Annotated in this window: 23 protein-coding genes; 13 read left to right on the top strand and 10 right to left on the bottom strand. The window is 64.5% G+C overall.

Annotated elements, in window-relative coordinates; translation table 11 throughout:
* Window positions 1-2 precede the first annotated feature (2 nt).
* Genes pqqC through HV822_RS03465 form a run of 4 tightly spaced genes read left to right on the top strand, consistent with a single transcriptional unit; the run spans window position 3 to window position 4,008 of the window.
* The gene (gene pqqC / locus HV822_RS03480; protein ID WP_238872346.1) at window positions 3-755 is read left to right on the top strand and encodes a pyrroloquinoline-quinone synthase PqqC; all 753 of its coding nucleotides are present in this window, start codon (window positions 3-5) and stop codon (window positions 753-755) included.
* Window positions 752-1,030: a pyrroloquinoline quinone biosynthesis peptide chaperone PqqD gene (gene pqqD / locus HV822_RS03475; protein ID WP_096006507.1), complete on the top strand. Its 279-nt coding sequence runs from the start codon at window positions 752-754 to the stop codon at window positions 1,028-1,030. The genes pqqC and pqqD overlap by 4 nt, the downstream gene beginning before the upstream one ends.
* The gene (pqqE, locus tag HV822_RS03470) at window positions 1,002-2,144 is read left to right on the top strand and encodes a pyrroloquinoline quinone biosynthesis protein PqqE (protein ID WP_238872344.1); all 1,143 of its coding nucleotides are present in this window, start codon (window positions 1,002-1,004) and stop codon (window positions 2,142-2,144) included. Before pqqD ends, pqqE begins: the two co-directional genes overlap by 29 nt.
* Complete coding sequence (locus HV822_RS03465) at window positions 2,110-4,008, top strand: alpha/beta hydrolase family protein (RefSeq protein WP_238872342.1); 1,899 nt, start codon at window positions 2,110-2,112, stop codon at window positions 4,006-4,008. Before pqqE ends, HV822_RS03465 begins: the two co-directional genes overlap by 35 nt.
* A 159-nt stretch (window positions 4,009-4,167) precedes the next feature.
* On the opposite strand, the gene HV822_RS03460 is transcribed toward HV822_RS03465, so the two are convergent.
* From HV822_RS03460 to HV822_RS03430, 7 genes are all read right to left on the bottom strand, one after another.
* Window positions 4,168-4,476 carry a DUF202 domain-containing protein gene (locus HV822_RS03460; RefSeq protein ID WP_238872341.1) on the bottom strand — a complete coding sequence of 103 codons (309 nt, stop codon included), beginning with the start codon at window positions 4,474-4,476 and terminating at the stop codon, window positions 4,168-4,170.
* Window positions 4,477-4,479: 3 nt separating this feature from the next.
* Window positions 4,480-4,857 (bottom strand): YidH family protein, encoded by a 378-nt coding sequence (locus HV822_RS03455; protein ID WP_238872340.1) that lies wholly within the window; start codon window positions 4,855-4,857, stop codon window positions 4,480-4,482.
* 53 nt (window positions 4,858-4,910) lie between these two features.
* The gene (locus HV822_RS03450) at window positions 4,911-6,278 is read right to left on the bottom strand and encodes a DUF1329 domain-containing protein (protein WP_238872338.1); all 1,368 of its coding nucleotides are present in this window, start codon (window positions 6,276-6,278) and stop codon (window positions 4,911-4,913) included.
* A gap of 14 nt (window positions 6,279-6,292) precedes the next feature.
* The gene (locus HV822_RS03445; RefSeq protein ID WP_396265001.1) at window positions 6,293-8,101 is read right to left on the bottom strand and encodes a DUF1302 domain-containing protein; all 1,809 of its coding nucleotides are present in this window, start codon (window positions 8,099-8,101) and stop codon (window positions 6,293-6,295) included.
* Between the two features lie 230 nt (window positions 8,102-8,331).
* Complete coding sequence (locus tag HV822_RS03440) at window positions 8,332-9,816, bottom strand: tripartite tricarboxylate transporter permease (protein ID WP_238872336.1); 1,485 nt, start codon at window positions 9,814-9,816, stop codon at window positions 8,332-8,334.
* A gap of 11 nt (window positions 9,817-9,827) precedes the next feature.
* Window positions 9,828-10,274, bottom strand: coding sequence for a tripartite tricarboxylate transporter TctB family protein (locus tag HV822_RS03435; protein WP_238872335.1), 447 nt, complete (start codon window positions 10,272-10,274; stop codon window positions 9,828-9,830).
* A gap of 14 nt (window positions 10,275-10,288) precedes the next feature.
* Entirely contained in the window at window positions 10,289-11,266 is a 978-nt protein-coding gene (locus tag HV822_RS03430; RefSeq protein WP_238872334.1) for a Bug family tripartite tricarboxylate transporter substrate binding protein, read from the bottom strand.
* Window positions 11,267-11,399: 133 nt separating this feature from the next.
* Here HV822_RS03430 and HV822_RS03425 point away from each other — a divergent pair, with 133 nt between their 5' ends.
* Window positions 11,400-12,350, top strand: a complete 951-nt coding sequence (locus tag HV822_RS03425) for a LysR family transcriptional regulator (RefSeq protein ID WP_238872332.1) — start codon at window positions 11,400-11,402, stop codon at window positions 12,348-12,350.
* Window positions 12,351-12,352: 2 nt separating this feature from the next.
* Here HV822_RS03425 and HV822_RS03420 read toward each other — a convergent pair whose 3' ends face one another.
* The 3 genes from HV822_RS03420 to HV822_RS03410 all read right to left on the bottom strand — a co-directional run bounded on the left by HV822_RS03420 (window position 12,353) and on the right by HV822_RS03410 (window position 16,448).
* Window positions 12,353-13,651 (bottom strand): MFS transporter, encoded by a 1,299-nt coding sequence (locus tag HV822_RS03420; RefSeq protein ID WP_238872330.1) that lies wholly within the window; start codon window positions 13,649-13,651, stop codon window positions 12,353-12,355.
* A gap of 67 nt (window positions 13,652-13,718) precedes the next feature.
* Window positions 13,719-14,882, bottom strand: a complete 1,164-nt coding sequence (locus tag HV822_RS03415) for an acyl-CoA dehydrogenase family protein (RefSeq protein ID WP_238872328.1) — start codon at window positions 14,880-14,882, stop codon at window positions 13,719-13,721.
* Window positions 14,883-14,900: 18 nt separating this feature from the next.
* Window positions 14,901-16,448 carry a class I adenylate-forming enzyme family protein gene (locus tag HV822_RS03410; protein WP_238872326.1) on the bottom strand — a complete coding sequence of 516 codons (1,548 nt, stop codon included), beginning with the start codon at window positions 16,446-16,448 and terminating at the stop codon, window positions 14,901-14,903.
* Between the two features lie 393 nt (window positions 16,449-16,841).
* On the opposite strand from HV822_RS03410, the gene HV822_RS03405 reads away from it, so the two are divergent.
* The 8 genes from HV822_RS03405 to selB all read left to right on the top strand — a co-directional run bounded on the left by HV822_RS03405 (window position 16,842) and on the right by selB (window position 24,740).
* Window positions 16,842-17,771: an acyl-CoA dehydrogenase family protein gene (locus HV822_RS03405; RefSeq protein ID WP_238872324.1), complete on the top strand. Its 930-nt coding sequence runs from the start codon at window positions 16,842-16,844 to the stop codon at window positions 17,769-17,771.
* Window positions 17,768-18,073 carry a DUF7693 family protein gene (locus HV822_RS03400; protein WP_238872323.1) on the top strand — a complete coding sequence of 102 codons (306 nt, stop codon included), beginning with the start codon at window positions 17,768-17,770 and terminating at the stop codon, window positions 18,071-18,073. Before HV822_RS03405 ends, HV822_RS03400 begins: the two co-directional genes overlap by 4 nt.
* Before the next feature lie 303 nt (window positions 18,074-18,376).
* Window positions 18,377-19,399 (top strand): DUF2804 domain-containing protein, encoded by a 1,023-nt coding sequence (locus HV822_RS03395; protein WP_238872321.1) that lies wholly within the window; start codon window positions 18,377-18,379, stop codon window positions 19,397-19,399.
* A gap of 127 nt (window positions 19,400-19,526) precedes the next feature.
* The gene (locus HV822_RS03390) at window positions 19,527-20,771 is read left to right on the top strand and encodes a thioredoxin family protein (protein WP_238872319.1); all 1,245 of its coding nucleotides are present in this window, start codon (window positions 19,527-19,529) and stop codon (window positions 20,769-20,771) included.
* A gap of 53 nt (window positions 20,772-20,824) precedes the next feature.
* Window positions 20,825-20,962, top strand: coding sequence for a hypothetical protein (locus tag HV822_RS03385; RefSeq protein WP_238872318.1), 138 nt, complete (start codon window positions 20,825-20,827; stop codon window positions 20,960-20,962).
* A complete protein-coding gene (locus tag HV822_RS18135; RefSeq protein WP_275419400.1) occupies window positions 20,959-21,489 on the top strand; it encodes a UGSC family (seleno)protein in 531 nt (176 codons plus the stop codon). Before HV822_RS03385 ends, HV822_RS18135 begins: the two co-directional genes overlap by 4 nt.
* Window positions 21,490-21,504: 15 nt before the next feature.
* Window positions 21,505-22,884: an L-seryl-tRNA(Sec) selenium transferase gene (gene selA / locus HV822_RS03370; RefSeq protein ID WP_238872314.1), complete on the top strand. Its 1,380-nt coding sequence runs from the start codon at window positions 21,505-21,507 to the stop codon at window positions 22,882-22,884.
* Window positions 22,881-24,740, top strand: a complete 1,860-nt coding sequence (gene selB / locus HV822_RS03365) for a selenocysteine-specific translation elongation factor (RefSeq protein ID WP_238872313.1) — start codon at window positions 22,881-22,883, stop codon at window positions 24,738-24,740. The genes selA and selB overlap by 4 nt, the downstream gene beginning before the upstream one ends.

Raw genomic sequence — 24,740 nt, 5'->3', positions numbered from 1 at the left:
CCATGCAGCGCGAGCCGATGAGTATTTCCGAATTCGAGCAGGCCCTGCGCGACAAGGGCCGCTACTACCACATTCATCACCCGTTCCACGTTGCCATGTACGACGGCAGCGCAACCCGCGAGCAGATTCAGGGTTGGGTGGCGAACCGTTTCTACTATCAGGTCTGCATTCCGGTGAAGGACGCGGCGATTCTGGCTAACTGCCCGGACCGCGACACCCGCCGCGAGTGGATTCAGCGCATCATCGACCACGATGGCGAGCCGGGCAGCGAGGGCGGTATCGAGGCCTGGCTGCGTCTGGGCGAGGCCGTGGGGCTGGACCGCGAGGTGCTGCTGTCCCAGGAGCTGGTGCTGCCGGGCGTGCGCTTTGCGGTGGATGCCTATGTCAACTTCGCCCGCCGGGCCAGCTGGCAGGAGGCGGCCAGTTCGTCGCTGACCGAGCTGTTTGCCCCGCACATTCACCAGTCGCGGCTGGACAGCTGGCCGCAGCATTACCCGTGGATTGATCCGACCGGGTACGACTATTTCCGCAAGCGTCTGAAAGAGGCCCGCCGCGACGTCGAGCACGGCCTGCGCATTACCCTGCATCACTACACCACCTGGGAGGCGCAACAGCGCATGCTGGAGATTCTGCAGTTCAAGCTGGACGTGCTCTGGAGCATGCTCGATGCCATGACCATGGCCTACGAGCTGGAGCGCCCGCCGTATCACACGGTCACCGCCGACAAGGCCTGGCACCGGGGGATCGCGCTATGAATCCGGTGGTGCGTGATAACACGCCGGTGCTGCGCCCCGGCTTTCGTCTGCAATGGGAACCGGTGCAGAACAGCCACGTGCTGCTCTACCCTGAGGGTATGGTCAAGCTGAACGAGAGTGCCGCCGAAGTGCTGTTGCTGGTGGATGGCAAGCGGCCAGTGGCTGACATCATCGACACGCTGACAGACAAGTTTCCCAATGTGCCGGGACTGGACGAAGACGTTCTGGCCTTTATCGAGGTGGCCCATGCTCAACACTGGCTCCACATCCGCTGAACAAGGGCCACCGCTGTGGCTGCTGGCCGAGCTGACCTACCGCTGCCCGCTGCAGTGCCCGTACTGCTCGAATCCGCTGGAGTTTGCCAACCACAAGGGTGAGTTGAGCACCGCCCAGTGGATCGACGTATTCACCCAGGCGCGGGCGCTGGGCGCGGCGCAGCTGGGCTTTTCCGGCGGCGAGCCGTTGGTGCGCGAAGACCTGCCCGAGCTGATCGGCGCGGCGCGCGAGCTGGGTTTTTACACCAACCTGATCACCTCCGGCATGGGGCTGACCGAGGCCAAGATCGAGGCCTTCCGCGAGGCGGGGCTGGATCACATCCAGATCAGTTTTCAGGCTTCCGATGCCGAGATCAACAACATGCTGGCCGGCTCGCGCAAGGCGTTCGAGCAGAAGCTGGCGATGGCGCGGGCGGTCAAGGCGGCGGGTTACCCGATGGTGCTTAACTTCGTGACCCATCGGCACAACATCGACCAGATCGACCGCATCATCGAGCTGTGCGTGGCGCTGGAGGCCGATTTTGTCGAGCTGGCGACCTGTCAGTACTACGGCTGGGCGCACCTGAACCGCGCCGGGCTGCTGCCGACCAAGGCGCAACTGGACCACGCCGAGCTGGTCACCAATCAATGGCGCGAGAGGCTGGTCGAGCAGGGCAACCCCTGCAAGCTGATTCTGGTCACCCCCGACTACTATGAAGAGCGCCCCAAGGGCTGCATGAACGGCTGGGGCAATATCTTCCTGACTATCACGCCAGACGGCACCGCGCTGCCGTGCCACAGCGCACGGCAGCTGCCGGTCAGCTTCCCCAGCGTGACCGAGCACAGCCTGTCGCACATCTGGTATGACTCGTTCGGCTTCAACCGTTTTCGCGGCTATGATTGGATGAGCGAGCCGTGCCGGTCCTGCGACGAGAGGGAGAAGGATTTTGGCGGCTGCCGTTGTCAGGCGTACCTGCTGACCGGCGATGCCACCCAGGCAGACCCGGTGTGCAGCAAGTCGCCCCACCATCACAAGATATTGCAGGCGCGCGCTGAAGCAGAGCAGCCCCAGCCGGGGATAGAGGAGTTGACCTTCCGTAATGAACGTACCTCGAGGATCATCTGCAAGGTCTGATGTAACCCTGCCCGGTCGCTGGCCGAGCGACTTCAGCGCAGCGCAGGCGGTGGCCGCCAGCGCTGACTACAGCGACCTGTGCTGCGCCCACGGCGCACTCTGGTGGCTGACCTTCCGCCCCGAGCAGGGCGACAGCGTGCTGCAGCGTTGGCAGGACGGCGTCACCCGCACCATTACCCCCCAAGGCCATTCCGTGCGCAGCCGCGTGTATGAATACGGCGGCGGCAGCTTTTGTGTGCTGCCCGGCGAGCACCCGCCTGACTGCCTGCTGGTGTTCGTCAACGAAGCCGACCAGCAGCTGTATCTGCAATGCCTGGAAGGGCAGCGCCTTGAACCGCTGACCAATCACCCTGAATGCCGCTACGGCGGACTCTGCGCTGACCTTGCCCGCCACCGCGTACTGGTGGTGGAGGAGGCGCATCTGCCGGGGCGGGTGGAGCACCGGCTGGTCGCCATCGGGCTGGACGGCTCGCGGCAGTTGCTTGCCAGCGGCGCGGATTTCTACCACAGCCCGCAGCTCAGCGACTGCGGCACCCAGCTGGCCTGGATCGAGTGGGATAGGCCCGATCTGAGCTGGACGCGCACCCGTCTGATGCGAGCAACGCTGGCTGGCGACGGCAGCGTGGCTGAGGTGCAGTCAGTGGGGGGCGAGAATGAAGCCTTGCAGCAACCGCGCTTTGATCGCGCCGGTCAGCTGGCTTGTCTGTCTGATCGTAGTGGCTACTGGGTGCCGTGGCTGTTTGCCGAGAGCCGGCCGCGCAAGCTGCCGGCGATTGCCGCCGATCACGCGCCCGCGCCCTGGCAACAGGGCAGCAACACCTGGCTGCCGCTGGAGGACGGCTGGATGGCCCTGAGCTGGAGCGAGGCGGGTTACGGCCATCTGGCTATCCGCCACTCGGTCAGCGCCGAAGAGCGGCGGCTGGCGCACGCCTACAGTCGCTTTCGGCACCTGTGCAGCGACGGCAAGGCGCTGTACTGCATTGGCGCGTCGCCCAGCTGCACCGCCGCGATTCTGCGCATTGAACTGGCCACCGGTGAACTGACCCGCCTGCTGGGCGAAGACAGCACGCTGGACGCCGCTGACCTGTCGCGCCCCGAACGACTGCTGTATCTGAGCGCGGGCGACGAGAGCGCCCACGGCTTTTTCTACCCGCCGCGCAACCACGTCCACAAGCTGGATCAGCCGCCACCGCTGCTGATCTTTACCCACGGCGGGCCGACCTCGGCGTGCTACCCGGTGCTGGATAACCGCATCCAGTTCTGGACCCAGCGCGGCTTTGCCGTTGCCGATCTCAACTACCGTGGCAGCACCGGATTTGGCCGCGCCTACCGTCAGCGCCTGCAGGGCAACTGGGGGGTGACCGACGTGGAGGATGTGCTGGCGGCGGTCGACTATCTGAGTCAGCAGGGCCGCATCAACCCGGCGCAGGTGTTCATTCGTGGCTCCAGCGCCGGCGGCTACACCACCCTGTGCTCGCTGGTGGCCGGGGCGGGGCGCTTCCGCGCTGCGGCCAGCCTGTATGGCGTGAGCGACCCGCTACAGCTGCGCGCGGTGACCCACAAGTTTGAAGCCGACTACATCGACTGGCTGATCGGCGACCCCGACACCCAGCCCGACCGCTACGTTGAACGCTCACCGCTCGCCCAGGCCGACCGCATCCGCACCCCGGTGATCTTCTTTCAGGGGTTGCGCGACGCCGTCGTACTGCCCAGCCAGACCGAACAGATGGTCGCCGCGCTGGACGACAACGGCGTGCCCGTACACTGCGTCACCTTCGCCGACGAACGCCATGGCTTCCGCCAGGCTGCGCATCTGGCGCAGGTGCTGGAGGAGGAGTTGGCGTTTTATCAGGCGTGGTTGTGATATGGAAGGGCCCTGACGCGAACGGCACGCCTCATTACTTCGTCATCCTCGCGCAAGCGAGGATCCATGGTGGGCGCGGGCGTATGACTGGATTCCTGTCTTCGCGGGAACGGCGTCTGGTTGAGGTGTGCGTTTTTAAGGGGAATGGTCTGCCGGGTTTTAGCGCAGCAGGGCGAGCAGCGACACGGCGGTCAGTGCGCCACTGGTAATCAGCACCGGTATCAGTGCAGGGCGGCTGCGTTCGTGGCGGAGCATGCGTAGTCCGCGGCGGTAGCGGTGCTGCTGGCTGCTCCAGAGGGCGGTGGCCAGACAGACCATGATCAGCGCCACTTCCAGCCGTTGGCCGCTTTCCACATGCAGCCAGCGCAGCGCAAGACAGCCCACCAGTAGCAGCGACAACTGCGTGCGTGCCCAGGCCAGCTGGGTGCGTTCGGCCTGCAGGCCGTGGTCCGGGGGGATAAAGCTCACTGCTCAGAGATACCAGGTCAGCAGCAGGGCAGTGCCGGCGCAACCCAGTGACAGCAACGGAATGATGCGTGCCAGCGGCAGCGGGCGGCGGTGGCGCAGAGCGCGTTCGACGTTGAGCCAGCGCAGGGCAGAACCCAGACTGAGCAGGCCGGCAAGAATCAGCAGGCAGTCGACCATCAGGCGTCGCGCTTCCGGGCTGAAGGTTTGTTGGGTAAAGGCCTCGACGGCAATGGCGCCACCGAGCAGGGCCAGCGAGGTGCGTATCCAGGCGAGGTAGGTTCGCTCGTTGGCGAGGGTAAAGCGCGGGTCGGGTTCATCGCCGCCCAGCAGGCGGGTGTGGGTGCGTTCGCGCAGGGAGCGCAGGGCGTGGCGTGTGTTCATGCGGGATGCTTCTCGGCAAAAAGCCCGGTCGCAGGTACGACCGGGCACAGGGCTTAGCGTACGCCGCTGCTGCGCAGGGCACCCGGGGAGTAGTCCGAGGTGCTGGCGCGGTAGTTGAAGCGGTAGCCGTCGCGCTGTTCGTTGGCCATGCTGAGGGCGATGTAGCGGCCGTTCTGCAGGTCGTGGAACACGTCGGCGGCACTCAGCGGCGCCTGCTGTGCGTAGTGGTAGAAGCTGTGGCGCTCGCCCACCCGCCAGAGCTGGTCGCGGGTGTCGTAGTGGTCAACTTCGGCAATCGACCAGCTGTCCTCGTCGATATAGAAGCGGCGGGTCTTGTAAACGTGACGCTGGCCGTCCTTCAGCTCGGCAACCACTTCCCATACGCGGTGACGCTCGTAGCGGGTGTGGTTCATCGCTAGATGGCCCGGCTGGATCATCTCCTTGTAGGTCAGGTCCGGTGAGGCCAGGCGGTAGCTGTTGTAGGGGATCAGCAGCTCTTTCTTGCCTACCAACGTCCACTCGTAGCGGTCCGGCGCGCCGTTGTACATGTCGCGACTGTCGGCAGTACGCAGGCCCGCGGTGGTTGCGCCGGTCGCGTCATAGTTGATGCTCGGCGCGCGGCGCACGCGACGCTGGCCGGCGGTGTAAAGCCAGGTGCGGCGCGGGTTGGCGATCTGGTCAACGGTCTCGTGGACCAGCACCACTTCACCTACCTGACGGGCCGGTGCAGTGATCTTGTGGCTGTAGTAAAACAGCACATCGTCGGAGTCAGCCGGCTCGTAGTCGGTGGTTTGATCAACCGGCGTGTAGTACTGCTCGGTGGTGGTGATCACGTAGTCGCCGTTGGGCTGCGGCGCGGCGGTGTCGGTGGTGGATATGTTGCTGCCGGTGTTAAAGCGGGTGATGTGATTCCAGATTGTTTCCAGGCCGTTCTGCGGGATCGGGAAGGCGACGCTGCCGCGGAAGCCGGCCAGGCCGTTGCCGTCGTTGATCAGGCTGGCTTCGGTCGCGTTGCGTAGCGCCTCGGCTGCTATGTCGTCGGCGAAACCGACGCTGCGGCGGGTCTCGTAGACCGGCAGTACATAGGTTTCGGGGTAGCGCTTGAGCAGCGCGACCTGACCGTCGGTCAACAGCTCACGATGCTGCTCGTAGTTGCTGGCGTTGATGGTGTACAGGGGCTGCTCGCTGGCAAACGGGTCGCTCGGTGTGCCATTGGGCAGGATAGTACCTGCGTCTTGCGGCAGGCCGCCGGTCCAGGCTGGAATGCTGCCATCGGCGTTGCCGGTACGTTCGGCACCAATCGCAGTCAGGTCCTGGCCGAGGCGCGCTGCTTCTTCCGCCGAGACGGCAGCATGGGCGGCAGTGGCGAGCAGGGCGGTGCTCAACAGGCTCAGAGAAAATGCACGGGTGTAGTGGTTCATCGGTTTGCTCCGCATCAGAAGGTTACGCCGACGCTAAGGGCTACAAAATCGCGGTCGCCCTTGGTGCCGTAGTCACCGTCGAAGTAATTGGTGTAGGAGAGGTTGGCGCTGTAGGTACGGTTGAACTCCGCGCCCAGGCCAAGGCTGATGGCGGTCGATCCTTCGGAGAAGCCAGAGGTTTCGGTCGGGCTGTAGCCTTCGACGTCATGCGCCCAGGAAACGCTCGGTTTCAGGTCCATGCCCGCGAATGCATCGGCGTAGCTCCAGATGGCGCGTACGCGGTAGCCCCAGGAGAAGTCGGTGGCAAAGCCTTCGTCATTGCAGTGCTTGGGGGTCTCGGAGCCGGCCAGGCAAATGCTGTTGTCGGCCAGTTCACCCTGACCAAAGGTGCTGTTGCGGCCGTAGCGGGGGCCGAAACGGCCTTCCAGGCCACCGATGAAGGTGGCGCCCGCTTCGCCGACCAGGAAGAACTGGTCAGCCCCCATGACCTGGCTGAACGAGTGAGTGGCGGTCATCTGTACCTGGGTCACTTCCTTGCGGCGGTAACCATTGCTACGTGCACTGTTGCCGGTAGCGACGGCGCCACTGCTGACCAGCGGCGAACGGTCCGGGTTGTTCAGTGCGGCGTTGGTCATGTCGGTGCCGTTGAACTGCAGCGGCATGTTCGGGCGGTAGCTGATCTCGCCCTGCAACGCGGTGCCAGTGCGCAGGTTGGTCGCAAAGGTCAGGCCGTACAGGCGGATGTCTTCCGGGTAGTCGACATAAAAGCTTGAGGTGCCCAGACGCAGGGCGCCGGTCAGCGCGCCGGGCACACCGGCCGGGTTGCCGCCGTTGGCGTACGGGCTGTTGATCAGGCTGCTGTAGGGCATGCGGCTGTGGTAGTTGGCGAGGTAGGCGCCGAATTCGGTGTCCAGCGGCTCAAAGAACCAGCGCATGGCCAGACCGAACTGGCCGCCGTTACGGGCGTCATTGTCGCCGCTGCGTTTGACCTGGATGCCCGCGGGCGTGAGGTTCACGCCGTAGGGCGAGAGCACAGCGATGGCGCCGGCATTGGCAGACAGGTCAGGGCCGACAAAGCGACCGTCGCAGGCCTCGGGGATCGAGTCGTTGCCGCTCATGAAGGTGCCGCAGTTGTCGAGCTGGGTTTGCTCCCAGTCGAGCTGGTAGAAGCCCTCAACGGACAGGTTGTCGGTCAGGTTCTGGATGCTGTAGAGCATGTTGACCGGCACCAGACCTTCCTTGATTTCCGATCCGGGGCGGCGCAGGGCGCTCAGGTTGAACGGGTTGACGACGTTGATGCCGCCCTGGATGAAGGTGCTTTCACCCCAGTTGACCACCTGCTTGCCCAGGCGGATGGTGCCGGGCTGACCGGCGAGGTCGTAGTTGTGATAGACGAAGGCGTCGAGCAGCTCAATACCGGCGGACTTCATCGAGGTCTTGCGGCCGGCGTCCTCAATGTCGATATAGCGCTGGCCTTCGTCGCGTACCGCGTAGTCGTACCAGTAGTTGCCGCGCACGAACACGCCGCTGTCGCCGTAGCGCAATTCCAGGTCGTGGGTGCCCTTGAACAGCTTGGAGTAGATGTCACCGGAACGGTAGTTGCGTCGGCCATCGTCGCCGCTGGCGCTGCGCATCAGGTCTTCGTCCGGGTCTTCGGTGGAAATGCTCATGCCCAGGCTCAGCGATGAGGTCAGCTGGCCGTCGATGTCACCGAGTTGGAAGGTTGAGGCTGCGGCGGGTGTTGCAGCGCAGGCCATGGCCAACAGCAGGATGGGGTAGGGGGCGCGGCGCCCGTTGAAGTCAGTCACTATCAGGACCCTCATTTTTATTATCGGTCGAACTGCATGAATGGCTCATGCGTATTTGTGATGGACTGCATGCTATTGCTGCGGTTATTGGCCCGCAAATACAGTATTTCGATGGTGTTTATAACCTTTTGGCATGGGGTGGCGCATGGTCGCAGGTGCCCGTGCTCCGCGGTGGGGCGGGCATGTTGCGGAGGAGGGGGATGCGCACAGCAGCTGCAGGTGTGCAGGTGCTGTGCGCGGGCCGATCAGCGTCCGGCGTTGCGGCGGCGCAGGCCGATGCGCCAGGTGAGGAACAGGGCCATCAGCATGAAGCCACAGGCGACCGGCCGATCAAGCAGATAGCCGATCTGTCCGTCCGCCAGCAGCACACTCTGGCGCACGTTCAGCTCGAATGCAGGGCCGAGCACGAAGCCGATGATGAAGGTCACGAAGGAGAAGTCCAGCAGGCGCATGAAAAAGCCGAGCGCCGCAAAGCCGATCAGCAGCCAGGCGCTGAACAGGTTGCTGGAGACGATGATGCCGGTCACGCAGAGCAGCACCACGCAGGGCAGGATGATCGGCAGCGGCAGGCGGATTACCTTGACGAACAGGCGCATGGTGAACAGGCCGAACACCAGGTTGCACAGGGTGCCGATCAGCATGGCGCCGAAGATTGCGTAGACCAGTCGGCCCTGTTCGGAGAACAGCTGCGGCCCGGGGGTGATGCCGTGGATCACGAAGGCGCCCAGAATCAGCGCGGCGGCCACGTTGCCGGGGATGCCCAGCGACAGCAGCGGGATGAAGTTGGAGCCGACCACCGCCGAGTTGGCCGCCTCGGTGGCGGCGACCCCGCGGATGTCACCCTTGCCGAACTGGCTGTCCGGCCCGGCGGCGCGTTTGGCCGAGGCGTAGCCGAGGAAGGCGGCAGCGGTGGAGCCAAGCCCGGGGATGGCGCCAATCACGGTGCCGATGCCGGTAGAGCGCAGGATGGTTGGCAGGATATGGCGAAAGTCCCGCCAGCGGAAGCGGTTGGTGTTGCTCTCGCCCAGCTCGGTCGGCTCTGGCTGGCTGCCGGTATCGCCGTGCAGGATGGCCTGACGAAAGATTTCGCCCAACGCCAGCACGCCGATACCAACGGCGCTGATCGATAGCCCGCCCATTAGCTCCGGGATACCGAAGGACAGGCGCTCGCCAGCGGTTTCCGGGTCGGTGCCGACCAGACTGAGCAGCACCCCGAGCGCGGCGGCGATCAACCCTTTGATCATCGAGTGACCGGCCAGCCCGGCCACCACTACAAAGGCGACCAGCACCACCGAGGCCATCTCCAGCGGCCCCATCTTGACCGCCAGCACGGCCAGCGGTGCGGCCACCAGAAACAACACCAGATCACTCATGGCGTCGCCGCTGACCGACGAGGCGTGTGCGGTGCGCAGCGCCTTCAGTGCCTGTCCGTTGCGCGCCATCGGGTAGCCGTCGAAGGTAGTGGCGGTGGCCTCCGCCGAGCCCGGCGTGTTCATCAGGATGGCCGAGACGGCGCCGCCGAGGGTGCCGCCCTTGTTGATGCCGACCAGAAAGCCGATGGCGGTCACCGGGCTGAGGTAGAAGGTGAAGGGCACGGCGATGGTAATGGCCATCAGCGCGCCGACGCCCGGCGCTGCGGCAAAGATCTGGCCGATCAGCACGCCGGCGCCGATGTAGAGCAGGTTGCTCAGGGTGAAGGCATCGGCCAACCCCAGCAGAATGTCTTGCATGTCGTAGCTCCTCAGTCCAGCGGCGCACCCAGCGCGAGTTTGAACAGCAGCCACAGCGCCAGCGGCCAGAGTGTGGCGGTGGGCAGAATGCGGCTGATGCGTTTCTCGCCCATGGCGAGCATGAAGGCGGCGACCAGAAAGGCTGCGCCGACGAGGTAGCCCAGCCACTGAATCAGCGCCAGGCTGCCGGCCAGCAGGGCCACCAACAGCAGCAAACGGCCCAGATGGCGGCGACTGAACTCGATGCGCCGGGTCTCAGCTCCACTGAGCAGCCGGTTGAGCAGCAGCAGAGCGCCCAGCGCGGTGGTGGCGCCGATGCAGAGGTAGGGGAAAAACCGTGGCGACAGGCCAAAGCCGAAGCCGTCGCCGATGTGCGCAGGAATCAGATAGAGCAGGCCAGCGAGGCCGGCCAGCACAATCAGCAGGCCAGCCCACAGATCAAGGGTACGTTCGGACATGCTACCTCCTGCGCTCAGTTGAGCGGCGCTGATGCCGCCTGGCGGCGATAGTCGGCGGCGGTCTGGTGGATGAAACGGGTGATCTGCTCAGGCGTCATCACCACATTGGGAAAGCCCATACGCTGCTCAGCCAGTTGCGCAACGCGCGGCGACTGGCTGGCTTTGATCAGCGCAGCGCTGAGACGGTGTTTGATCTCACCGGGCAGGCCAGTCGGTGCGGCCAGCACAAAGTAGGAGGAGTAGCCCATTGGATAACCCAGCTCCTGGATCGCCGGCTTGCCGGGCGAGGCACGCAGGCGCTCGGCGTTGAGCGAGGCAAGTACGCGGATCTTGCCGTCACGCAAGAAAGCCTGATGAATACCCGCACTCCAGGCGATATCGATGTGTCCGCCGATCAGGCTGTTGATGACATCCATGCCGCCGCGCATCGGGATAAAGCGAATCCGTATGCCTTCGCGCTCGGCAACCAGGTTGAGCACGTCACGGGTGATGGGCGAGGGCGAGCCGTAGCTCAGACCGTGCTCGCGGCCGTAGGCGACCATTTCTTCCCAGTTGGCAAAGGGCGCGTTGCCGCTGGTAATCAGGGCGTTCTGCAACTGACTGACGGTAGTCAGGTAGTCGAAATCATCGGTTTGGTAGCGCAGCGGCGTGATCGTCGGCATGCCGTCGAAGGCCGAGTTGGCGGCCAGCCCGATGGTGTAGCCGTCGGGCTCTGCGTGCCTGAGGGTGGTAGCCATGACGATACCGCCGCCGCCGGCAATATTGCGCACGGTGACGGGCTGGCCAAGCTCGACGCTCAGTTGACGCGCCACCAGACGAGCCAGGGTGTCGGCGCCGCCGCCAGGGCTGAAGCCCACCAGCAGGTCGAGCGGCTTGTCGGGCCAGAGAGGTGGCGAGGCGGCGTCTGCCTGCGCCAGGGCGCCGGGCAACCACAGTGTCAGTGCCGTCAGCAGGCGCACAAGCGTCCGGCGGGTGGTAAGCAGCTTCGTCATACGAGAACCTCATTGTTGTTGTGATGACGACCAATTATGTGTTTTTGTAATGGCAGAGATGCTATTTACTCGCCATTGGCCGGGCAAGTAGCGAAATTGTATGGCATCTATTCTGCTTTGTTATGGGTGTGCTATGACACTGAAACAGCTCCGTTATCTGATCTCGATTGCCGAAGCCGGCAGCTTTTCCGCTGCCGCGCGTGACTCCTACATTGCCCAGCCTGCGTTGTCCCGACAGATCGGTCTACTGGAAAGCGAGCTGGAGATGCAGTTGCTGGAGCGCCGCCACGGCGGCACCGAGCTGACCGACGCCGGGCGGCGCTTGTACGAGATTGCCCGTTCGGTGATTCAGAAGGTCGATTCGGTGAAGGATGAGCTGGAGTCTACCCGGGGCAACCCCAAGGGGCGGGTGGCGATTGCGATTCCGGTGTCGGCTGCCTCCTTGCTGCTGCCGGAGCTGATCACCCGCACCCGCGAGAAGTTTCCTGGTATCGAATTGCAGATCACCGACGGCATGAGTTCGGCGGCTGGCCACGCGATTGAGCTGGGCCATGTGGATTTTGGTGTGGTGCCCAACGCCGAGGAGTTGGCGCACGTCAGTGCCGAGCCGGTGCTGCTGGAGGAGCTGTGGTGGTATGGACGTATGCCAATGCCGACCAGCGGCTCAACCATCAGCTTTGCCGAGGCGCTGTCGGCGCCGCTGGTGTTGCCGCCACGGGCGCTGCATCTGCGCCGCCGGGTGGATCAGGCCGCGATGGAGACCGGGCTGGATCTGCATGTGAGCTTTGAGCAGAACTCGGCGCAGAGTATCAGCAGTCTGGTGCGTGCAGGTCTGGCCTGCACCATCACCAACTGGCCGCCGCTGGAGGATCAGGAGCAGCAGTATGCGCGGCGGATCGTCGAGCCGAGCATTCGGCGCACCATTTCATTGGCGTACTCGGTGCACCGGCCGCTCAGCTTTCCGGCGTCCTGCATGCGTGATCTGGTGCGCGCCACGTTGATAGAGCTGGCTGAGAGCGGCCGCTGGAAGGGGTCGCTAATTGCACCGCGCGAGCCGGCAACGGCCGGCTCGGCGGATGTCTGAGCTTAGTTTGTGGTTGCGACTGCGGTGCTGTCGCCGGCGCCCAGCGTGCTTTGTGAGCGGGCGGGGTTCATATACAGCAGGCCCAGCAGGCCGGAGACGATCAGGATTGCGCCGGTAACCATAAAGCCCTGCTCGTAGCCGCTGGCAACGTGGCCGGTGGCGTTCTGCACCAGCAGCCCGGTGACGACGGGTGCACTCAGGCCGGCAATCGAGGCAAAGCCGTTACCCATTGCCAGAATGCTGCCACGCTGGCTGGCGGGGGTGATCTCACCGAGAATCGCCGGGCCGACGGAGTACATCACCAGCGCGAAGCCACCACTCAGGGTCATCAGGGTGACGCGCGCCGCCACCGGAATATCCGGCATGGTCTGGGCAAAGGCCAGCGCGCCGCTGATGATCAGGCTGACGGAGACGAATACGCAGCGGGCCAGCCGCGAGGAAAAGCCGCGGCGCATCAGGTCCTGCGACCACCAGGCCATGATCAGGCTGAGCGGCGTGGTGACCACCACAAACAGCGCGAACAGGCGGCCGGTGTTCAGCGAGTCGATGCCCAGGCCGACTTCCAGGTAGGTTGGCACCCAAGTCAGGGTCAGGGCCAGCGACCAGTTGGCGGCAAAGTGACAGAAGTAGTTGGTCAGCACCGTGCGGTCGCTCAACAGGCGACGGTAGGGCAGGCGCTCGGAGGAGGTTGGCAGCTGACTGGCACGGGCCTGATCGAGGCGGCCTTCCTCGCCAAACTTGAGCCACGCCAGACACCAGACAAAGCCCAGCACCGCGAGCACGGCAAAGTTGGCGCGCCAGCCCCAGTGCAGGGTGACCCAGGGAATCATCAGGCCCGCGACCAATAGGCCCAGCGAGCTGCCGGAGTGCAGCAGGGCGACCGGCAGGCTGCGCTTGTTGTCCGGGAACCACTTGTACAGCGCGTGGGTGGCGATGGGCGAGGCCGGACCTTCACCGATGCCCAGCAGCACGCGGCAGGCAATGATGGCCCAGACCGAGGTGGCGAGTAGCATCGGCAGCTGAATGACCGACCAGAACGCCGCCATGATCAGCAGCAGGGTGCGGGTCGGCTTGTGGTTGGCGAGAAAGCCGCCGGCGACCGCAGCCATGGCGAACAGCCAATGCAGGCTGCCACCGATCAAACCGAATTCGGCCGGTGTCAGGTCCAGGTCGCGCATCATCGGTACGGCGACCAGGCCAATGACAACCTTGTCGAGGAAGTTGACCAGCATCATGGTCGCCAACAAACCGGCAATGGTCCAGGCCGTTTTTGGCCGGTAGAGGGTGTCTTGGGCTGTCATGGGGACTCTCGAATTGTTGTTATGAAAACGCCCCGGCACAGGCCGGGGCGCGTCAGCGTGGGCCGTCTTAGCCCGGCATGAGCAGTCCCTTGGCGATGGCGTTGCGTTGAATCTCACTGGTGCCGGTGAGGATGCGCATCATCCGGCTGGCGCGGAACAGAAACTCCACCGCGTTGCCCTGAATCAGGCCTGAGCCACCGTGCACCTGTACCGCACGGTCGATGATGCGGAAGGCGGTTTCCGAGCAGAACAGCTTGCTCATGGGCGACTGCACGGCGATGTTGTCACCGGCGTCATACTGCGCGGCCGTGGCGTACATCAGCGCCCGTGCCGCGGCCAGCTCGGTCGCCATGTCGGCGATCATGTGATTGACCGCCTGGAACGCGGCAATCGGCTTGCCGAACTGGCTGCGGGTCTGCGCGTGGCGGACCGACAGCTGTAGCGCCAGACCGGCCATGCCGAGCATGGTCGGGCAGTGCAGCAGGCGGTTGACGGTGATACGGCCCATCGCCAGCTTGAAGCCTTTGCCTTCCTCGCCGATCAGGTTTTCCACCGGCACGCGGACATTCTCCAGGGTGATGTCGCCGTGCGCGCCCTTGCCGGACATCACGCCGTAGTCATCACGCACACTGGCGCCTTCGGCTTTCAGATCAACGAAGAACGCGGAGATGCCGGCCGGGCCGGCCTTTGGATTGGTCACGGCCATCAGTACCGCGTAGTCGGCGTAGGACGCGCCGGAGATATAACGCTTGCTGCCGTTGAGCACATAGTGGTCGCCGTCGCGTACCGCTGTGGTGCTGAGCGCGGTAGCGTCGGAGCCGGCTTCGGCTTCGGTCAGGGCGAAGCAGATGGCCTTTTCGGCGCGGCAGATCGGCTGCAGGATGGCCTGGACCTGGTGGTCGGTCGCGACCTTGAACAGGTGGCCGATACGCGGCGGACCGCTCAGTTCGCCGAGGATGTGCGGGGCCAGCATGCTGCCGCTGAGCACCGTGGCTTCCTTGACCGCGCAGACGTCGGCCACGCTGAGGCCGGCGCCGCCGAGGGCCTCCGGCAGCATGATGTTGTAGAAGCCCCTTTCGCAGGACATGCGCCAGACGCGCTGCAGCAGTTCACGCGGGTAGCTGCCGCCCCACTGCAGGTTTTCACTTTTCTCCAGTGGCTTGATCTCGTCACGGACAAAGGCGTTGATGTCGGCGATGATGGCCTGGGCCTTTTCACTTGGTTGGAACATGGTGGGGTCTCCGTGGGCTCAGATCTTGCGGTCTGCGTTTTTCCAGTAGCTGTCCCGCACCAGTCGGCGCACGACCTTACCGTTGGGGTTTTTCGGCAGCTCATCGACAAAGTCGACGCTGCGCGGCTTCTTGAAGCCGGCCAGATGCTCGCCGCAGTAGGCCATGATGGCTTCGGCGTCGAGCTGCTTGCCGGGCTTGAGCACGACTACCGCCTTGACCGCTTCGCCCCACTGATCGTCCGGCACACCGACGACCGCGGCCTCAAAGATCTCCGGCATGGCGTAGAGCACCTGCTCGACCTCGGTGGGGTAGACGTTGAAGCCGCCGGAGATGATCATTTCCTTCTTGCGGTCGACGATGAAGATGTAACCAAGCTCATCGACGGTGGCCAGATCGCCGGTCAGGTAGTAGCCGTCGCGCATGACCTCGGCGGTCAGTTCCGGGGCATTCCAGTAGCCCTGCATGATGTCTTCACCCTTGGTGACGATCTCGCCGATCTCACCGGGTTTGACGTCTTCGAACTGGTCATTCACGACCCGCAGGTCGGTCTCGAAGTAGCAGCGCCCGCAGGAGGCCAGGCGGCGGTAGTTGTCGGTGCTGTCGAGGTGATCGGCTTCGGTCAGAATGGTCACCAGCGAGCAGGTCTCACCGGCGCCGTAGCCCTGAGCGAGGATCGGGCCGAAGACGTCCATTGCGCGTTTGACCAGCGCTGGCGCCATGGGCGCGGCGCCGTAGATGATCAGGTTCAGGCTGCTGAGGTCGTAGTCTTCCACGCCCGGCAGGTTGACCAAGCGGTTGATCATCGCCGGCACCATAAACAGGCGGGTGATGCGCTCTTTCTGAATGGTTTCCAGCAGGCGGCGGTCGTCGTACTGCTCGACCAGGTAATTGCATACACCGGCCTTGAGCAGCGGCATGATCTGCATACCACTGGCGTGGGTGATTGGTCCAACATGGGCCATGCGGTCACCCGGCTCGGCGCGGCGCGTCGGGCTGGCAAGGCTCTTGCGGATCAGCGCCTTGCGGTTGCCGTAGCTGAGCATGGCGGCCTTGAGCACACCGGAGCTGCCGGAGGTGTAGTGCAGCACGGCGAGCTTGTCGTCGGCGGGGTCGCGGGATTCAAAGGTTTCGCTGCCCTTGGCAAGCACGTCGTCGTAGCTGATGTCGCCACCTTCGTCACCCATGCAGATGATCCACTGCAGGCGCGGCACTTCGGCGCGGCGGGCTTGAATGGCCTTGGCAAAGGCGGGAATGGTGATAACGCCGACGCTGTGGGAGTCTTCCAGCACGCGGATGATTTCATCGATCGACAGGCGCGCATTGATCGGCACCTTGACCATTGCGGCCTTGTACAGTGCGACTTCGGCCTCGATCAGTTCGACCCGGTTGGGCGCCAGGATAGCGATGTGGGCGCCTTCGGGCAGGTCCAGATTGACCAGGCCTGAGGCCAGACGGTTGGTGCGACGTTCCAGTTCGGCAAACGTCAGACGCAGGCGCGAGTCGACAGCGGCTTCAAGGTTTGGCCAGTAACGGGCGCTGCGGGTCAGTATCTTTCCGAGATTCACGGGGGGTCACCTGAGCTGGTTTTATTGTCGGGCTATGCTAATCGCGGCTCGGAAACCCCCGCCAATACAACAAGTTGATGCTATCCATGCCGAGTTGATATGGCCGAGAGCTGTGCCAGGCGGTTTATGGCCTCAATCTGCCAGTCAGGCCGAGAATAGGGCTTTAATCTGTCTCTGCTTCGGGCTTTGCTCTGCAGTTTCAGCCGGATACGCAGGGCGCAGGGCTTGCAGCACGGCAGCGCAGCCAACCCCATAACAGAGCGGCATGCTTATTTCTTTGGGCGTGTTGGGGCTGGTCGTGCGCGAGGATGCCGCTTGGCTGGTGGCGCGCGCCATGTCGGCTCCGTGCTAGTCTCGCCGGGTTGCCAATAAAGCGAACAAGAGGAGAGGTCTGTGAGCGCGTTTTCCCCTGTGCAGTGGTGCCTGACGGCGTCGGTCGATGCGCCTGCGATGGAGAGTCCCGATGACTGGCTGACCAGTTGGCGGCAGTTGCCGCTGGATGAGTTGTCGCCGTTTGCACTGGCGGTGATGGGCGGCTTTCAGGCGGACCGCGCCGCCTGGGCGTTCAGTGCCGGATATGAAGCCGCACTGCGGGCAATGTTTCCGCAGATCAGCGGCGGCGGGCTGCACGGTTTCAGCCTGAGCGAGGAGGGCATTCGCAGCCCGCGCGATTTGCAGACCCTTTGGCAGGCTGACGACGCAGGCGGCATTCGTCTGAACGGTAACAAGGGCTGGGTGCCGCTGCCGGAGCACTGTGAAGCCTACTTTGTGGTCTGCCGGGCCAGCGGGCCGGACGGCACGCTGAGTGTGGTGCGCCTGCCGGCTACGGCAGAGGGGGTAACAATGAGCCCGCGCAATCCGGCGGCCTTTATGCCCGAGCTGCCGGCGGCGCGTATGCAATTGCAAAATGTGCAGCTGGATGCCTCAGCCATGCTGGCGGGTGACGGCTGGAGCGAGTACGCCAGACCTTTCGGCGCGCTGGAGGAACTGTACGTCAGCGCCGCGCTAATGGGCTATCTGCTGCGCGAGGGGCGTGCCCGTGACTGGCCGCAGGCGCTGCTGCGCCAGATGCTGGCCGCCATCACCTTGCTGGAGCGTATCGCGCCTGAGGTGGGCAGCGCCAACCGTGGGCAGCTGCTGCTGGCTGGTGCCACGGAATGGGTACGTGCGCTGATGACCCAGGCCACTGCCGAATGGGCAGAGCAGCCGAATGATGAGGCAGGGCAGCGCTGGGTGCGAGATCAGACCGTACAGCGCATGTGGGCTGCGGCCGGCGCCAAGCGTGGTGAACGGGCCTGGCAGGCGCTGACGGCCGCGCCATGACGGCAGTGGGCGCCCGCGAGGTGTATCAGCTGTTCCGCGATGTGGCGCTGCAGCAAAAGACGCTGCGTCCTGACGTTGGCCCGCACTGGCGTGATGTGGACACGGGCAGCGTCTGGGTGCGTATCGATCAGCACCGCATTGCCCTGTTCAAGGACGCCGGCCGACTGCACCACTGTTTGCGCTGCGAGCTGGACGACGGCCGCGTTGCCGAGCAGCAGGCCTGGGACAGCCCGGGCACTGACCCGCTAGAGTTGCTCAGTGTGTGGGAGCGCACCCAGTTGCTCAGGGCGCTGGCAGGCTGAGCGCCGCTGTTCTGCGTGGTTGCTGCCGGCTGCGGTCTATCAGGTTGCTGGTGCGCTCACATCCAAGGTGTCGTTGCATTGGCTGGCGAGGAGGCAGGCGCAGGGTTGTTTGGTCATTTTGCGCGCTGCTTTTGATGGGACGGCAGGCCAGTGGAGTGTGTAGGCCTCCACCTGAGCATCTGCGTGATACGCGGCGCTCGCGTTGGTATTTTTCCGCTAGTGCGATTAGGGTTGATAGACGCATTTGCCTTGTTGCAGGTGCGTTATCGAATGCGGTTTGGCCCATAACAAGAGAGCACCCCAATGCCAGCCTTACCCCGCCTGATCAACGCCGCAGGCCAGCCCAGTTATGGTCTCTTCCCCGATGGGGTAGAGGAGATCAACTACCTCGATTTTGATCTGCGCTCCGTGATGGACAAGCCGCGTTCGCAGTTGGCTAAGCGCTTTGGCGCCAACCAGTTTCAGTTCATCAGCCTGCTCAGCGCGGAGCTGGTGGTTGGTGTAGCGATTGTGGATTTGAAGTTTCTCAGCAATGCCTTTGTGTATCTGTATGACCCGCGTACCCAGCGCTTTGACGAGTTCAGCTTTATGCAACCGTTGGCACGCAATACGCGTATAGAGCCGCGTCCTGACACTGGCCTGGCACGCTTTGAGAAGGGCGGAAACCAGATCACTATCGACGCGGCGGCTGAGCCGGGTGTGCGCCGGCTTCAGGTGGCGCTGGCCGATGGTACGCGGATCGATGCGCGCATAGACGAGGCACCTAGCCAGCAGCCACTGTCTGTGTGCGCCCGTGCCGGCTATGCAGGCTGGGTGTTCACCCGCAAGACGGCGGCGCGTGTGTGCAGTGGCAGCGTGAGCTGGCGCGGGCAGCGGTTTGATCTGCGCCAGATTGGCGCGCTGGCAGCGGTAGACTGGACAGCGGGCTTCATGCGCCGTGAGACATTCTGGAACTGGGGCAGCCTGTCTTGCCGCTTGCCCGACGGCCGCCGGCTGGGCTTCAACCTGGCGGCGGGAGTAAATGAAACCGGCTTTACCGAGAACGGGCTGTGGCTGGATGAACAGCTGATCAAGGTTGATATGGTCGACTTTCAGTTTGATCGCAGCGCGCCACTCGCACCCTGGCAGTTACGCTCGGCTGATGGTCAGATTGATCTGCAGTTTGCGCCGGTCGGCTGCCGTCAGGAAAAGCGCAACGCGTTGCTGCTGGCGTCCAATTTCAAGCAGCATTTTGGGCAATACAGCGGGGTGCTGCGGTTGCCCGGCGAGACGCTGCAGATCGCTGATGCCTGGGGACTGGTAGAGGATCATTACGCCCGCTGGTAGCAGACTGCGGCTGCGCTGATGGCAAGTCAATCAGCAGGCCGATGACGGGGCCGGGCGGGTTGGCAGCGGGCTTTGGGCTGCCTATTCTGTCTGTTCATTGAGACACAAGACCCCACAAGGGCTGCCCATGAAACCCGCACTCCCCGACGGCCTGATTGTTGTTGCCAAGGCTGATTGTCCGACCTGCCGACTGGTCGAACCGCTGCTGGCCGAGATCGCCCAGGCCGGCCCACTGACGGTCTACTCCCAAGACTCGGCTGAGTACGCCGCCGAGCTGCCCTCTGCTCTGTACGACCAGAGTCTGGAACACTCTTTCCACTTGGGCATCGAGTTTGTACCCACGCTGATTCGCGTTGAGAACGGCCAAGAGGTCGAGCGCACCTACGGCTGGCACAAGGACGACTGGCGACAGATGACCGGCCTGCCCGAGCTGGGTGAGGCGCTGCCGGTGATGCGTCCGGGTTGCGGCTCGAAGACGCTGGAGCCGGGGATTGCCGAAGAACTGGAACTGGCCTTTGGTGATATTCGCCTGCAGTCCCGCGAGATCGACATGGGCAGCGCCGAAGACCCGATGGAAGCCTGCTTCGAGCGTGGCTGGAGCGACGGCCTGCCGGTGGTGCCGCCGACCCCGGTGCGTGTGTTGCGCATGCTCAAGGGTACCAGCCGCCAGCCCGACGAGGTGGTGGGGTTGATGCCGCCGGATCTGGTCCCCGTGACGGTTGAAAAAGTGGCGATCAACGCGGTGCTGGCCGGCTGCAAGCCGGAATACATGCCGGTGCTGCTGGCCGCGCTGGAAGCGGCACTGACCGATGAATTTGGCCTGCACGGGCTGATCTGCACCACCATGTTTGGCAGCCCGATGATTGTGGTCAACGGCCCCGCCGCCCGCGCTATCGGCATGAATTCCGGCGTCAACGCACTGGGGCAGGGCAACCGCGCCAACGCCACCATTGGCCGGGCGTTGCAACTGATTATTCGCAACGTCGGCGGTGGTCGACCGGGCGAGATCGATCGCGCAACCCTGGGCAATCCGGGCAAGTACAGTTTCTGTTTCGCCGAGGCCGAAGACGCCGACTGGCTGCCGCTGGCGCAGGAGCGCGGCATCGAGGCCGGGCGCTCGGCGGTGACGCTGTTCCCCGGTGAAGGGGTGCAGGGCATCGTTGATCAGAAGTCCCGCGACCCGGAATCCTTGGCGCGCTCCTTTGCCCTGTCGCTGCGCACTGTCGATCACGCCAAGCTGGCTATGGCCGGTGACGCGGTGCTGGTAGTCTCGCCCGAGCACGCCCGAGTGTTCATCGAGGCCGGCTGGTCGAAGCAGCGGCTGCGCGAAGAACTCGAAAAGCTGCTGCTGGCCCCGGGGCCGAGCTGGTAGCCGGTGCCGGCGGTATCGCCGAAGGTATCCCTGAACGTTTCAAGGATCAGCAGGTGCCCAAGTTCCGTCCGGGCGGGCTGCTGATCGTCCGGGCTGGCGGCACCGCCGGCCTGTTTTCCGCCATCATCGCTGGCTGGGCCGCTTCCGGCCCGGTTGGCTCGTCTCCGGTAACACGTGAGGTAACGTCATGAACCACAGCATTGTGCTCGATCCGACCGCGGAACGCGCGCCGGCCCAACGCGCGCGTCTGGCCCGTCCCGTCAGCCTTGAAGGTAAAGTGGTCGGCCTGCTCGACATCTCCAAGCCACGCGGCAATGTCTTTCTCGATCGCATCGAGGAACAACTGGCAGCCATGGGTATTGCGGTGAAGCGCTATAACAAGCCGACCTTCACCCGCATTGCCCCGACCGAACTCAAGCAGCAGATGGCCGCCGAGGTGGATCTGCTGGTGGAAGGTCTGGCCGACTGAGGGTCTTGCACGTCGTGCTGTATGCATGACATCGCAGACCTGGAGTCTCGTCAGATCCCGGGAGTAGGGGTTGCCTCCAGTGAATTTGTTCAGGCCGCGGCGTTGCAGTCCAAAGCCCTTGGTTTTGATCCGGCCATGGTCTTTGTTCCGCATCCGATTCAGGACCGCACCGACGATGAAATGCGCGCGCTTGCCGATGGCGCGCTGGCAGAGATTCTGCGCCTGCTGCAAAGCGGCGACGCAGACTGAGCCGCAGGTGGCCGCATGACGGCCACCCACAACCGACCACCAGCGGTTGACCGGGTTCTGGCCTGGCCGCTGGTGCAGCAACTGATCGCCGATCACGGCCGTGCACTGGTGGTTGATGGTGTGCGTGCCGCCCTGCAGCAGTGGCGCGACGGCGAGATCAGCGACGACGAGGCGCTGGTGCACTGGCTGCGTCAGCACCTGCTGGCGACGCTGGCACCCTCCATGCGCCCGGTGCTGAACCTGACCGGAACCGTGCTGCATACCAATCTGGGCCGCGCGCCCTTGCCGCCGGAAGCGGTGGCGGCGATGAACGCGGTCGCCCTCGGGGCGAGCAATCTGGAGTTCGATCTCGCCAGCGGCCAACGTGGCGACCGTGACGATCACGTCGAGCAGTGGATCTGCCGCCTGACCGGCGCTGAGGCCGCGACCGTGGTCAACAACAACGCCGCTGCCGTGCTGCTGGTGCTCAATGCACTGGCGAACCGCCGCGAGGTGGTGGTGTCGCGCGGTGAACTGATCGAAATCGGTGGCTCCTTCCGTCTGCCAGACATCATGGCCCGCGCCGGCTGCAAGCTGCGCGAGGTTGGCGCTACCAACCGTACCCATCCGCGTGATTACAGCGAAGCCGTTGGCCCGCGCACCGCGCTGCTGCTCAAGGCGCACACCAGCAACTACCGCATCGAAGGCTTCAGTACCGCGCTCAGCGAGGCGCAGCTGGCGGCGATTGCCCGTGAGCATCAGGTGCCGCTGGCGGTGGATCTGGGCAGCGGCTCGCTGATCGATCTGCAGGCGCTGGGGCTGCCGGCCGAACCAGTGGTCGCCCAGGTGCTGGCCGAAGGCGTCGACGTGGTGACCTTTAGTGGCGACAAACTGCTGGGCGGCCCGCAAGCCGGCATCATCGCCGGACGTGCCGACCTGATTGCGCGCATTCGCAAGAGCCCGCTCAAGCGCGCCCTGCGCTGCGACAAGCTTACCCTCGCAGCACTGGAAGCGGTGCTGCGCCTGTATGCCGATCCGGACACCCTGGTGCAGCGGGTGCCGACCCTGCGCCTGCTGACCCGCAGCGAAGAGTCGATACGCCAGACCTGCGACGCTGTGTTGTCTGATTTGCAGCAGTGGGCGGGTGACGGCTTTACGGTGGATGTTTGTGCGGTCAGCAGCCAGATTGGCTCCGGCTCGTTGCCGCTCGACGTGCTGCCCAGCGCCGCCTTGCGTATGTGCAGCACCAGTGGCAATCGGCGTGAGCGCAGCCGCGCGCTGCGTCAACTGGCCGAGCGCCTGCGTCAGCTGCCGCAACCGGTGATCGGCCGCATTGCCGACGACAGCCTGCTGCTCGATTGCCGCTGCCTGGAAGACCCGGCAGCGCTGCGCACTGCCTTGGGGGCGGCCGGGTGATCGTCGCCACAGCGGGGCATGTCGATCACGGCAAGACCTCACTGATTCGCGCCCTGACCGGGGTAGACACCGACCGGCTGGCCGAAGAAAAGCGCCGTGGGCTGACCATCGAACTGGGGTTTGCCTGGCTGCCGAGCGAGGCTGGCGAGCCGCTGGGCTTTATCGATGTGCCTGGCCACGAGCGGTTTATCGGCACCATGCTGGCTGGGGTTGCGGGTATCGACATGGCGCTGCTGGTGGTAGCCGCCGATGACGGCGTGATGCCACAGACCCGTGAGCATCTGGCGATTCTGCAATTGCTGGGGGTACGCGAGCTGGAGCTGGTGATCAGTCGCTGTGATCTGGTGGATGACGCGCAGCGCGAGCGTGTTGTCGAGCAGGTACAGGCGCTGGCCGCCGAGGCGGGTTGGCCCACTGCAGATGTATGGCGGGTGTCGAGCACCAGCGGGCAGGGTATCGACGCCTTGCGTCAGGCCTTGCTGGCGCAGGTCGAGCGGCAGCAGGCGCGGCCCAGCGACAGCCCGGCGCGCTTGATGATCGACCGGCGCTTCAGCATCGCCGGAGCGGGTTGCGTGGTGACTGGCACGCTGGTCAGCGGGCGCCTGCAGGTGGGCCAGACGCTCTGGTTACATGGGCAGCAGGTGCGGGTGCGCAGCCTGCAGCGGGCGTCCCGCGAGATCACTGACGTGCGCGCCGGGCAACGCTGCGCGCTGAACCTGAGCGGCGCGGTTTCTACCGAGCAGCCCCAGCGCGGCGATTGGCTGACTGAGCAGGTACTGCCGCTGAGTGATCGGCTGGACGTTTCTCTTACCCAATTGCCGGATAGCCGCTGGCATCGTGGCGTGCTGCAACTGCATCTGGGTACGGCGATTTATCCGGCGCGGTTGGTGCTGCTCGATGAGGTCGCGGGGCTGGCCCAGCTGATGCTGGAGCAGCCGGTGTCAGCTGTGTTCGGTGACCGCTTTATTATTCGCGATCCGGCGGCCAACACCACCCTGGGTGGCGGCCGGGTGCTGGACCCGCAGGGTATGCGCCGTGGCCGCAATAATCCGCAGCGTCTGGCGCTGCTGGCAGGCTGGGCGGCGGCCAGCACAGCGAGTGAGGTACTGAGCGCAGCACTGCAGCAGGGCGCAGTGTCGCTGCCTGAACTGGCGCTCAGGTTGAACCTGTCTGCAGATCAGCTGGAACAGCTGCTGCCGCGGGAAAACCTGATCGTGCTGGCGGCCGCGGGCCAGCGGGTCGCGCTGACCGCTGAGGCCGGCGAAGCGCGCTGGCAGCGGTTGGCCGAGCGTCTGGCCGACTGGCATCAGCAGCATCCCGAATTGCTCGGGCCGGGGGAGGGGCAGCTTGGCCTGGTTGGCTGTCTGCAATTGCCGTTGCCGGTGGCGCGCCAGTTGTTGCAACGCTGGCAGGCCGAGGGCCGGCTGCAACGCACCGCCTGGGCGCTGTATTTGCCAGGCCACCGGCCGCAGCTGCAGGCGGGGGATGCCGAGCTGCTGGCGCGGGTGGCTGCCGAGCTGGCACCGGGCGGGCTGCGACCGCCGATTGTCGGCGAGCTGGCCAGCGCGCTGGGTATTGAACTTGATGTGCTTAAAGCCTTCTTGCAACGCATGCAGCGGGCGGGTGAATTGGTGGCCGTAGCAGCCAACCGTTATTACCTGCCATCACAGGTGGAAGGCTTGGTAGCGGTCGCACGGCAGTTGGTGGCAGACTCGCCGTCCGGCAGTTTTAACGCCGCCGAGTATCGCGATGCCTCGGGCATCGGCCGCAACCTGACCATTCAGGTGCTGGAGTATCTGGATCGGGCGGGCGTGACCCGTTTTGTGCGCGAACAGCGTTTTCTGGTGGCGGGCTGA

The organism is Halopseudomonas maritima (assembly GCF_021545785.1).
Lineage (GTDB): Bacteria > Pseudomonadota > Gammaproteobacteria > Pseudomonadales > Pseudomonadaceae > Halopseudomonas > Halopseudomonas maritima.
This window is presented reverse-complemented; position numbering and strand designations above follow the sequence as displayed.